The organism is Pikeienuella piscinae (genome assembly GCF_011044155.1).
Taxonomy (GTDB): domain Bacteria; phylum Pseudomonadota; class Alphaproteobacteria; order Rhodobacterales; family Rhodobacteraceae; genus Pikeienuella; species Pikeienuella piscinae.
The window spans coordinates 2,426,122-2,437,322 of the sequence record NZ_CP049056.1; the positions used below are offsets into that span (position 1 = coordinate 2,426,122).

An 11,201-nucleotide genomic window follows, 5' to 3' on the forward strand; every position below is an offset into this window, starting at 1 on the left:
GACAGGCTGCGCCTCGGAGATGGTGGAGAACGTGAACCCGAACAGCGAGGTCGCCGCCGCCGCGCGCTAGCAATACAGAACCTTCGTGGTCGAGGCGCAAGAGGATCTCGGGCGAAGGTTTGCGACCGAAGACGGCCGCGTTGTCCCGGCCCCGGACGATCGCGGCTCCGGCGCGGCGCCTATTGGGCGGACCGGATGTCGCAACCGCAGGGCGACGGCGCCAATATCGTCGAACTGGACGTCAACGATCTTCTCGACCGGATGCTCGCCCGTTCCAACCAGCTCAAGGCGTTCTCCGACCTGCCCCTGATCCGCGAGGCCGTCGTCCGCGAGGCCGAGGACAGATGCGACACGTTCATCTTCGGCGAGGCGGATGTCCGGACGGCGGACGACATCCGCTCCAGCACGTTGGAGCCCGGAACCTCCGGCTCCGCCCCCGACAATCTCGAGGAGGACGAGTTCGGCATCGAGGTCGGCCTTCGTCAACCGCTGATTACAGGCGGCGAAGTTCGCCTTTCACAGCGCTTCGGCGGCCGCGACAGCAATTCGGAATTCTTCGTGCCGGACGACCAGGCCGAGAGCGAAATCAGGCTGGAGCTGCGCCAGCCCCTGTTGGAGGGCGCCGGCGTCACCGTCAACTCGGCGCCGATCCAGCTCGCGCAGCTGGAGCGGGACCGCTCCGGCGCGGAGCTTCAGCGCCAGATCGACACCCAGATGCTGGAGGCGCTGCGCACTTACTGGGCGCTGTATTCCGAGCGCAGCCGGGTGCTCCAGCGCCAGCGTCTGATCGCCGATCTCGGCGGAATCTCGGCGCGCCTGTCTTCGCGCGCCGGGTTCAACGCCCTGCCGGGCGAAACGGCGCAGGCGCGCGCCGCGTTGCGCAAGGCCGAGGCGGCGCTGATCCGCGCCCGCGCCGGCGTCGACAATTCCGAGGCGCGGCTGGCCGCGCTGCTGAGCGATGGTTCGCTCTACAGGCGGGATATCGAGATCATCCCCGCCCAGCCGGTGATGGTGGAATTCATCGACGCGCCCCTCGACGATGTATCCATCCTCGCGCTGGAGAACCGGCCCGAAGTGAAGGTGGTGGCGCTGGAGCTGCGCGGCGCGGAAATTCGGACCGAAGTGGCGCGCAACCGCCTGCTACCCGATCTCGATCTTTTCGCCTCGGCCTCCAGCGCCGGGCTGCAGGGCGACTATGACTTCGACAGGGCGTTCGGAAAACAGTTCGGGCAGACCGGCATCGATGCGGCGGTTGGCGTCCGCTTCGAGATTCCGATCGGCAACACCACCGACAAGGCGCGCTATGACCGCCGTCGGGTCGAGGCGCGGCAGCTGACGTCGCGGCTTCGCAATGTCAGCGACTCCGTGCTGCTGGAGACGCAGGTCGCCGTACGCGAGGTCAGAACCTCCTATGAGGAGATGCGCGCGCGCGAAGCCGAACTCTCGGCGATCAATTCCGAACTCAGCGCGCTCCGCTCGTTGGCCGTAAACGGCGCGGAAGGCGGCAGCGCGTTCCTCGCGACGCTGATTTCGAGCTATGAGGACCGCGCCAACGCCGGGGAGCGGCCGATGCTGTCCGCCGTGTCCTACACGCCCGCGCTCTATACGCTTGAGAACGTCGCCGGCACGATGCTTTCAGTGCGCGATATCCGCGCCGAGCGGGTCAACACGAACAATCTCGATTACATCCGTCTGGTGCGCGGGAACGTCCCCCCGCCGCCGGGTGAGAGCGTCAGCCCCGACATTCTCACCGACCCGGATGCGATCCTCGACGCGTCGACCATTCCGAACGCCGTCGATGATGCCGCGCCGGAAGCGGAGTAGTCTGCTCGGCGCTGCGTGTCTCTGCGCGCTTTCCTCGGCCGGCGCGGCGGACGAATGCGCCGCGACAAGCGCGATCGGCTTCGCGGACCCGGCGAAACGCGTGGAGGTCGCGGCGCGCGAGCCCGGCATCATCGCCCGCCAGCACGTGGATGTCGGCGCGCGGGTGACGAAGGGCGATCTTCTGGCTGAACTGGACAAGCGACTCGGTGCGGCGGATGTCGCGTTGGCCCGCGCCCGCGCCGAAGCCGAGGGCCGCATCGCCGCGGCGGAGGCGCGACGGGATCAGACCCGGCGACGAGCCGAAGAGCTCAAGCGTCTGAGCCGCTCAGGCGCCGCGCGCCCGTTCGAGGTCGCGGAGGCCGGGGCTCAACTGACGATCGCCGAAGCCGAACTCCAGACCGTTCTCGACGAACGGCGCGTCGCGCGGCTTGAGCTCGAAAGCGCCGAAGTCCGGCTTGCGCTGCTCGATGTGCGCGCGCCGTTCGATGGCGTTGTGGAGGACATCCTGCGGCGCGAATCCGAACTTGCGGGCGCCGGCGGCGACGCCCGGATTCTTACTCTGGTGGAGACGGACAGCCTGCACGTCGAAATATTCGCGCCGGCCGCATGTCTCGACGATATCGCCATCGGCGATGTCTTGACCGTCGCCGCCGTGCGTTCCGGCGCCGACTTCTCCGCCCGGGTGCGGGAGCTTGGCGGCGAGATCGACGCCGCGACCGGGCTGCGCGGCGTCGTGCTGGAGATCCGAAACGAAAAGACCGGCCTTCTGGTCGGCGAACGCATCAGCCTCGCCCTGCCCCCGGATCCGCGCCCCGGCGAGCGATGAGCCAGCCGCAAAAGCTCTCCAGGGGCGCCCCCAAGCCGCCCGCCGCGCCGCCGCCAAGCGCGCGGATCAGGGCGCTCGCGCCCGGCGCCCCGCTTGACCCTTGCGCGGAGCGCGGCTTTCTCGTTGCGCTGGCCGAGACGGTCGACGCCGAAGCCGCCGCCGTGGTGGTCAATGAGGGCGCGCCGGTCATCCGCAGCATCGCGCTCGACGCCCGCCGCGGCGCTGGAGCTGGCCGCCCGCGCCTTCGGCGGCGCCGGCGAACAGGGCGAGGCGCCGTTGAGGACCGCGCTGAACCAGTATCTGGCGGCGCTCGACGGTGATGCGCCCGAAGACGCCGCCGGCTTCGTCGCGCGGCTGCGCGCGGCGTTCGGCGCCCGACAGGCGGTGCTGGGGAGCTGGGACGGAAAGGTGATCGCTACGGGGCTGGTGATCGGCGCGCTATTCATCCCCCTCCCGGACCGGGTCAGGGACGACGCGCAGCTTGAGCCTGAGGGCCGCCGCTTCGTCGCCGCCAGCTTCTCGGCGGTGCTGCGGCGAACACTGGTCGAGCCGGGCGACAAGGTCGCGGCCGGCGAAGCGCTGGCGGAACTGGAGGGCGAGGCGCTGCGCCTCTCACGCGTCGCCGCCCAGGCCAGGTTCGAGGAAGCGACCCGAAAACACGACGCGGCGCTCGGCGAAAAGCGGCTCGCGGCGGCCGAGCTCGCGCGCGCCGAGGCCGAGGCGGCCGAAGCCGAGCGCGACCTGCTGGACTGGCGCATCGCCCGGCTCGCGCTCGTCTCGCCCGTCGACGGCGTGGTCATCGAGATGCCGCTGCGCGACGCGGACGGCGCGCCCGTGCGCGAAGGCGACGTGATCGCCGAGGTCGCGCCGCTCGATCGCCTGCGGGTGCGCGTCGACCTGCCGATCGGCGACCTGCCGCGCCTGCCGGAGGCGCCGGTGGCCGAGATCACTTTCGACGGCGGGGACTCCGGCGCGCTCGAAGTCCGCGGCCTCTCACCCGCGAGCCGGGTCGAAGCGGCGGAGGAAGAAGGCGTCCTGCCCCTCACCGCGACGATCGACAACCCCGGTGGCGACCTGAGACCGGGACAGAGCGGGGTCGCGCTGATCCGGATCGGGTTCACGCCGCTCGGGATCATCATCTTTAGCGACGCCTGGCGCGCGCTTGAGCGCTGGGCGCTGCGGTGACAGGGGCGGGTGATCCGGTCCTGCGGCGCGAGCTTCGGTTTCGCCGGCGCGCCACGGGCGACACGGTGCTGATCGAAGACCCGATGACCGGCGGCTATTTCGAAACCGACAGGGAAACCTCGAGCTTCGTCCGGCTCCTCGACGGAAGACGCTCGCCGGAGGCGGCGCTAGCACGGCTGCGCCGCGACCTGCCGGACGCCCGCCTCACCGAGGAGGACGCGCCACGACTGCTCGACGAGTTGGACCGCCAGGGCCTGCTGGAGAAGCGCGCCGCCGGCCCGCCGGAGCGGGCGCCGGCCAGGCGGCTCGACGCGGTCTCCCAGAGGTTGCGGCTCGGCGCTTATGACGCCGCTTTCGCGTGCTGCGCGCGGCGCCTCGGCGGGATGCAAAGCTGGGCGACGCTGCCGTTCTGGCTGCTTCTGCTCGCGGCGGCGCTCGGCGCGCTGGCCGGGAGTTGGGACCGCTTCGCTTTCGAGATCGGACGGTTGATCGCCGTCGACTCCGTGATCTGGCTCTGGCTCGCCTGGCTGCTCAGCGAGGCGTGGCATGAGTTCCAGCATGGTCTCACCGCCCGGCGCTACGGCGTGGCAGTGCGCGAGGTCGGGCTGCTCTTCGTCATCTTCCTGCCATTGGGCGCCTATGTCGACGTGACCGGCGTCTGGCGCGTCGACAACCGCTGGAAGCGGCTTCACATCACCCTCGCCGGCATCCTCGGTGAACTGGCGCTCGGCGCGGCGGCGCTCCTGCTCTGGACGCAAACACCGACCGGCGAGTTGAGCGCGTTTCTCCAGTCCCTTGTGGTGGCGACGACGGTCAGCACGCTGCTTTTCAACGCGAGCCCGCTGATGCGCTTCGACGGTTATCACGCGCTCGTCGATCTCTTCGACGCGCCCAATCTCTATCAGCGGAGCGCCAGCGCGATCCGTGCGCAGGCGGTGCGCGCGATTTCGGGCGCGCGCACGACGACGCCGGAGCCGCGCGGCGTGATGATTTACGGCTGGCTGTCCTTCGCCTGGCGCATGAGGGTGATGGTGACGTTGACGGTTCTCGCGGCGCATCTGGCGTTCGGTTTTGGCGTCGCGCTCGGCGCGCTCGTCATCTGGCGTATGGCCATCGTTCCGCTCGGCCGGCTCGTCGCGCTGATCTGGCGGCTGGAGCCCGGCGCGCGGCGCGTGGCGGCGTTCCGGCTCGCGGCGGCGCTCGGCGCGGGCGCGATGCTCTGGTTCGCGCCGGCGCCGGTTTTCCTGCGCGCGCCCGGACTTGTGGAGTTGCGGGACGCGGTTCAGTTGCGGGCGACGAGCCCGGGAGAGGTCGTCCGGCTCTTCGTCGCGGACGGCCAGAGGGTCGCGGAGGGGGACCCGATCATGACCCTCGAAAACCCCCAGATCCGCTCGCAGGCGCGCAATCTGTCGGCTGAGCGCGCCAAGCTGGAAATCCAGCTCGCGGTCGCCCAGAGCGACGGCGCGCTCGCCGCGGCGAGCGACTTTCGACGCCGGATCGTTACGCTGGACAGCGAGATCGAGGAACTGGAGACGCGAATCGCGGGGCTTTCGATCACGGCGCCCAGCGCCGGGGTGTTTTTCCGCCGCGACTTCGACTCGCTGCTCGGCGCCTGGATCAATCGCGGAGATTTGATCGCGGAGTTCGCCGATCCGAAACGGCTCGACGCGCGGGTCTGGCTGACGCCGGAGGATGCGCGACGGCTTCGGCGCGAGCCCGACGGGCTGCGTCTCCTTTCCGACGGCGCGCCGCCGCCGGGCGTCCCCGTCCGGCTGAGCCGCATCGAACCTTCGGCGACCACCGATCTGCCGCCGGCCGCGATCACCGCAGAGGGCGGCGGCCCGCTGCTGGTGCTGGCTGACCAGGAAGAGCGACGCCTCGCGGAAACCTGTGTCGAGGCGACGTTCACGCCCGCCGCGACGACACCCGGATGGCCCCCCGGCGCGCCGGGAACGCTTTCCGCGCCAACACGCTGGCGCCGCTTCGGCGGCATCGCCCTCGAATGGATCGGAGAGGTCGATCTGTTGGGACCGGCGAGCTGGAATTTCTCATCGAGGTGAAGCGAAATATGCATCCGCGGCCTGTTCCCAGGCCCGGATGACGCGCTCTTTTCGCAAAAGCCAAGGGTGTGAGCCACGGCCCATCTCCGCCACGCGAAAGCCGCGGCGCCGATTCTGCTCTCCCTTCTCCAGCGATCACGAACCGTCGGTGCGTGAAATTGGCCCACCACGGGCGCGGCCTTGCAAAGGCGGCGATTTTTGGCATTTATGCGAGAAGTAGGCAGGGTGGAACTTGTCGACTCTAAATGTTTGACGCGTTTACCAAGGGTGAACGCTTCGTAACGCCCGCTCAAAGACGATCGTCGGTGCAGGTTAACGAGGCGCGTTCTTGCAAATAGGGCCGGTGGATTGCCTGCGTCGCCGGCGCGATAGGTGAGGAAAGCATGAAACAAATCACAAACCGCAGAAGCGTTCTCCGGTCGCTCGCTGGCGCCAGCGCCGTCGGGCTGGCCGCGCCGCATATCGCGACCGCCGCCGGAAAAGGCACGACCTGGAAGATCCAGACCTCCTGGCCTGGCGGCATCGGGCTCCAGACCTTCAAGGACTGGTGCGGCACCATTCAGGAGAAAACCGGCGGCGAATTGGCGTTCACGCCCTTCGGCGCAAACGATGTCGTCGGCGATTTCCAGCTGTTCGACGCCGTGAAGAACGGCGTTCTCGACGCGGTGAATCCGTTCACGATCTACGCACAGGGGATCATCCCCGCCGCGTCGTTCCTGACCAGCTACCCGCTTGGCATGCGCAACCCGCACGAATGGGACGTCTTCTTCTACAGCCTGGGCGGGCTCGAGATCGCGCGCGAGCTCTACGCCAGCCAGGGCATGTATTTCGTCGGCCCGGTGCAGCACGGCGCGAACATCATCCACTCGAAGGTGCCGATCCGCTCGATCGACGATTTCGTCGGCCGCAAGATGCGTCTGCCTGGCGGCATGGTGGCGGAGGTGTTCGATGCGATCGGCGCGAAGACCACGGTTCTGCCCGGCTCGGAGATCTTCCCGGCGCTTGAGAAGGGCACGATCGACGTGGCCGACTATACCGGCCCGGCGGTAAACTACGCCCTCGGCTTCAGCCAGGTCACCAAATACATCTCCATGGGCCCTCCGGGTTTCATGTCGCTCTATCAGCCGGTCGATCTGATGGACATCACCGTGGGACAGGCGGCGTGGGACGCGCTTTCGCCCGAAATGAAACAGTTCGTCGAAATGGAGACGCATGTCTATTCGGACATGCACCATGCGGCGATCCAGAAAGCCGACCTGGAGGCCTGGGCCAAGTTCGAGGCCGACGGCACCGAGGTCACCCGGCTTTCGCAGGACGACGTCGAACTGATGACGGACGTCGCCGTGCCGATCTGGTTCAAATACGCCAACCGCGACAAGAATGCGGCGCGCATCTTCAAGATCCAGCTCGATTACATGCTGTCGGGATCCCTCGGCTATGTGACGCGCGAGCAGATTGAAGGGCAAACGCTCGACCTCTAGGCGTCGGCGCGTAGATTTTCTTTCGGGAGCGGCCCGCGCGGGCCGCTCCTTCCTGCGCATACTGAAAAAACAGACAGGATCGCCGAATGCCTGGCCTCAGCTTCATGCTGCCCCACTGGCTCTACCTGGTCGGGCTGATCGTCTTTCCCGCCATCGCCATGTATCTCGCCCGCAGACCCCGGCCCGCGCAGCGACGATATTCTTCCTGGCTCGGATACATGATCCTGTTCACCGGCGGCATCATCGGGCTGCACCGCTTCTATCTGAGAAGCCTGCTGGGAATTGTCTTCATTCCCGTTTTCGTCTTCATCCTCTACGCCAACAGCGCGGGTCATGACGCCCGATCCAATGTCTCGGATTTCGGGAATCGCGCCGACATCGCCCAGCGGGTCATCGACCGCGAGGGGCCGCGTGTCGAAGCCGCGCGCGCCAATCTGCCGGAGTTGGAGGCCGCCGTGGCCGCCAGCGAGGAAGGCTCCTTCAGCCGCCTCAGCGCCGAGAAGAAAGTCGCACGCGCGAAGGACGCTCTGAGCACCGGCGCGGCGAAACTGGAGGAGGCGCGCGCCGTGCTGGCGGAAATGAGGCCGCTCGCCGAAAAGGCCGCGGCGACGCGCGCATACTGGAACAACGCCGCCCGCTACGCCCTTTATGTTCTTCTCGCACTGCTCGCGATCGACGCCATTCTCATGCCGATCCTCGTCAGGCGCGCGAACGCCGGCATCAACGATGAAGAGGACGACACATCGCCCGACCCCGCTCTCGAACAGGTGGAGGGCGCCGAGTCCTCGGAGACGGACGCGCGGCGCGCGGACAATTTCATCGACCGTCTCTCACTTTTTTGCGGAGAATTCGTCGCTTATTGGTGTGTAATCGCAGTATTCGTGTATTATTATGAAGTAATAGCAAGATATGTTTTTAACAGCCCTACAAACTGGGCGCATGAGGGCATGTATCTGATGTTCGGCATGCAATACCTGATCTCAGGCGCCTATGCGATGTTGACGGAGAGCCATGTGCGGGTCGATATCTTTTACGCGCCGATGTCGCCACGCAGAAAGGCGCTCATCGATATCCTCACTTCGGTATTCTTCTTCATCTTCGCGGGAACCCTGATGGCGACATCATGGATCTTCGCGATGGACGCGCTCGCGGTCCCGACCGGCAACGGACTCCTTTCGGACTGGGCGCGGGGACAGATATCGACATCCGAGATGCTCTCCCGCTTCGATCTCGGGCAATTCACCGACCCGGCGATTCGCTGGGGCGAACTCAGTTTCAATGAATGGGAAGTGCCGCTCTGGCCGATGAAATGGGCGATGGTCGTCGGCGGCCTTCTGCTGCTGCTTCAGGGCGTATCGAAGATCGGCAAAGACATTCGCACGCTGGTCCGGGGGTAGCGGAAATGGGCATCGAGATATCGATCGAGATACTGACGCTGCTGATGTTCGGCAGCCTGCTGGTGCTGCTGATGGCGGGAATGCCGCTGGCCTTCGTCACCGGCGGACTGGCCTGCGTGTTTCTCTTTATCCTCGGGGACGCCAACACCCTGAACATCGTGCCGAGCCGCATCTTCCCCATGATGACCAATTACCAGCTCTCGGCGATCCCGCTGTTCATATTCATGGCGGCGATGCTCGAGCGCGCGGGGCTCATCGGCGAAATGTTCGATGTGATCTACAAACTGCTCGGCTCCGTCAAAGGCGGGCTGGCCTCGGCGACGATCATCGCGTCGACCATCCTCGCGGCGATGGTCGGCGTGATCGGCGCGGCGGTCGTCACCATGGGCATCATCGCGCTGCCGGCCATGCTCGCGCGCCGGTACGATCCGAAGATCGCGATGGGCGCGATCATGGCCGGCGGCACGCTCGGCATCCTGATTCCGCCCTCGATCCTGGCGATCATCTACGCCGTCGTGGCCGAGCAATCCGTCGGCGAACTCTTCATCGGCGCGGTTCTGCCGGGCCTGCTCCTCTCAAGTCTGTATATCCTTTATGTGACCGTCCGCTCCTATCTCAACCCCGATCTCGGCCCGCCGATTCCGATCGAGGATCGGGTCGACAACATCGAGAAACTCCGCCTCATCGGAAGGATGGCGGCGCCCATCATCCTGATTATCGTGGTTCTGGGCCTGATATTCAGCGGCGTGGCCACGCCGGTCGAGGCTGCGGGCATCGGAACGTTCGGCGCGTTCATCGTCGCCGCGATTCACCGCAGGCTGGACTGGCCGACGGTGCGCGAAGCCTGCCTCACGACGCTCAAGGCCACTTCCATGGTGCTCTGGATCATGTTCGGCGCGACGATTTTCGTCGGCCTCTACGTGCTCGAGGGCGGTCAGGAGTTCGTCCAGGCGAGCCTCGCCGCCACCGGACTCGGCCCCTGGGGCATCCTGATCATCATGCAGATCCTGCTGATCATCCTCGGGATGTTCCTCGACTGGGTCGGGATTCTTCTTCTCTGCGTGCCGATCTTCGTGCCGGTTATCAAGGCGCTTGGTGCGCAGGCGTTCGGGCTGGACGACCCGAACGATCTGGTGCTGTGGTTCGGGGTGCTCTACCTCGTGAACATGCAGATGAGCTTTCTTTCGCCGCCCTTCGGTTACGCGCTCTTCTATCTGCGCGGCGTTGCCCCCGCCCACATCCCGATGAGCGATATCTTCCGCTCGGCCCTGCCGTTTCTCGCCATCCAGTTCATCGGGCTGGCGCTCTGCATGGTTTTCCCGGAAATCATCACGTGGCTGCCACGGGCGGTCTATGGATGACCGGCCGAAGGCCGCCGGCGCGGCATAGGCGGATCGCGCGGCGCTTCACGCACTTGACGGGGCGGGAAGCGCAGGCGAATTACGCTCATGTCCTTGCGCTACACGCTTCGTCAGCTTGAGTATTTCGCCGCCGTCAGCGACGAGGGGAGCATCGTTCGCGCCTCCGAGAAGATCAATGTCAGCTCTCCGTCCATCTCGGCCGCAGTCACGCAGCTGGAGCAGGAATTCGGCCTGAAGCTCTTCGTCCGGAAGCACGCGCACGGCCTGACGCCGACGCAAGCGGGGCGCCAGTTCCTGGTGCAGGCCAGACGCGTTCTGCACGAGGCCGTCGAGTTGAACCGGCTGGGGGACAATATTTCCGGAAACGTCCAGGGCCCTCTGAACGTCGGGTGCCTGTTGACCTTCGCGCAGTTGGTCGTTCCGAACCTGCGACGGCGGTTCGAGGAGAAATACCCACGGGTCGAGATCAGCCAGATCGAACTGGATCAGCACGCAATTTTCGAGGCGTTGCGCCGCGCCGAGATCGACGTCGCCCTGACCTATGATCTGGGGATTCCGCGCGACATAACCTTCCTGCCCCTGGTCGAGCTGCCGCCTTTCGCGATGATGAGCGAGACGCATCCGCTGGCCCATCTACCCGTGGTGTCCGCCGCGGAGTTGCAGAAATATCCCATGCTGCTGCTGGACCTGCCGCATAGCGCCGAATACTTCCTGTCGTTCTTCGACCATCTCGGCGCGCGCCCCCGGATCGCCGAGCGGACGAGGGACATGGCCGTGCTTCGCAGCCTCGCAGCGAACGGCTTCGGCTATGCGATGGTCAACACGCGCCCCTTGAACGACGTGGCGCCGGACGGACGGCCTCTCAAGTTTCTGCCCATGAGCGGGCCAGTACGCTCGATGCAGCTGGGCATCGCGCTCATCGGCGACACCGAGAAGGTTCTGACGGTGAAAGCCTTCATCGAACATTGCCGGAACAGCATCCTGGAAACCGAAGCCTTCAGAGACCGGAAGCCGCGACAAGCTCGCCCCGTGACGACGCGGACCGACGGTCAAGCCGATTGAAGAAC

8 protein-coding genes are annotated in these 11,201 nt (G+C 66.4%); all 8 read left to right on the forward strand.

The window, feature by feature from the left end; all coding sequences use genetic code 11:
• Positions 1–195: 195 nt before the first annotated feature.
• Positions 196–1,824, forward strand: a complete 1,629-nt coding sequence (locus G5B40_RS11630) for a TolC family protein (RefSeq protein ID WP_165098752.1) — start codon at positions 196–198, stop codon at positions 1,822–1,824.
• Positions 1,799–2,650, forward strand: a complete 852-nt coding sequence (locus G5B40_RS11635) for an efflux RND transporter periplasmic adaptor subunit (RefSeq protein WP_165098755.1) — start codon at positions 1,799–1,801, stop codon at positions 2,648–2,650. The genes G5B40_RS11630 and G5B40_RS11635 overlap by 26 nt, the downstream gene beginning before the upstream one ends.
• A gap of 171 nt (positions 2,651–2,821) precedes the next feature.
• A complete protein-coding gene (locus tag G5B40_RS11640) occupies positions 2,822–3,835 on the forward strand; it encodes an efflux RND transporter periplasmic adaptor subunit (protein WP_165098759.1) in 1,014 nt (337 codons plus the stop codon).
• The gene (locus tag G5B40_RS11645) at positions 3,832–5,895 is read left to right on the forward strand and encodes a site-2 protease family protein (RefSeq protein WP_165098761.1); all 2,064 of its coding nucleotides are present in this window, start codon (positions 3,832–3,834) and stop codon (positions 5,893–5,895) included. Before G5B40_RS11640 ends, G5B40_RS11645 begins: the two co-directional genes overlap by 4 nt.
• Before the next feature lie 383 nt (positions 5,896–6,278).
• Complete coding sequence (gene dctP / locus G5B40_RS11650) at positions 6,279–7,376, forward strand: TRAP transporter substrate-binding protein DctP (protein WP_165098763.1); 1,098 nt, start codon at positions 6,279–6,281, stop codon at positions 7,374–7,376.
• Positions 7,377–7,462: 86 nt separating this feature from the next.
• Complete coding sequence (locus G5B40_RS11655) at positions 7,463–8,773, forward strand: TRAP transporter small permease subunit (RefSeq protein WP_165098765.1); 1,311 nt, start codon at positions 7,463–7,465, stop codon at positions 8,771–8,773.
• 5 nt (positions 8,774–8,778) lie between these two features.
• Complete coding sequence (locus tag G5B40_RS11660) at positions 8,779–10,134, forward strand: TRAP transporter large permease (protein ID WP_165098767.1); 1,356 nt, start codon at positions 8,779–8,781, stop codon at positions 10,132–10,134.
• Positions 10,135–10,221: 87 nt separating this feature from the next.
• Entirely contained in the window at positions 10,222–11,196 is a 975-nt protein-coding gene (locus G5B40_RS11665; RefSeq protein WP_165098769.1) for a LysR family transcriptional regulator, read from the forward strand.
• The last annotated feature ends 5 nt before the right edge of the window (positions 11,197–11,201 follow it).

What these genes read in the sequence shown, in the direction of transcription:
- G5B40_RS11630 (WP_165098752.1), top strand. Translation starts at nt 196, where the DNA reads ATGTCGCAACCGCAGGGCGACGGCGCCAATATCGTCGAACTGGACGTC.
- G5B40_RS11635 (WP_165098755.1), top strand. Translation starts at nt 1,799, where the DNA reads ATGATGCCGCGCCGGAAGCGGAGTAGTCTGCTCGGCGCTGCGTGTCTC.
- G5B40_RS11640 (WP_165098759.1), top strand. Translation starts at nt 2,822, where the DNA reads ATGAGGGCGCGCCGGTCATCCGCAGCATCGCGCTCGACGCCCGCCGCG.
- dctP (WP_165098763.1), top strand. Translation starts at nt 6,279, where the DNA reads ATGAAACAAATCACAAACCGCAGAAGCGTTCTCCGGTCGCTCGCTGGC.
- G5B40_RS11655 (WP_165098765.1), top strand. Translation starts at nt 7,463, where the DNA reads ATGCCTGGCCTCAGCTTCATGCTGCCCCACTGGCTCTACCTGGTCGGG.
- G5B40_RS11660 (WP_165098767.1), top strand. Translation starts at nt 8,779, where the DNA reads ATGGGCATCGAGATATCGATCGAGATACTGACGCTGCTGATGTTCGGC.
- G5B40_RS11665 (WP_165098769.1), top strand. Translation starts at nt 10,222, where the DNA reads ATGTCCTTGCGCTACACGCTTCGTCAGCTTGAGTATTTCGCCGCCGTC.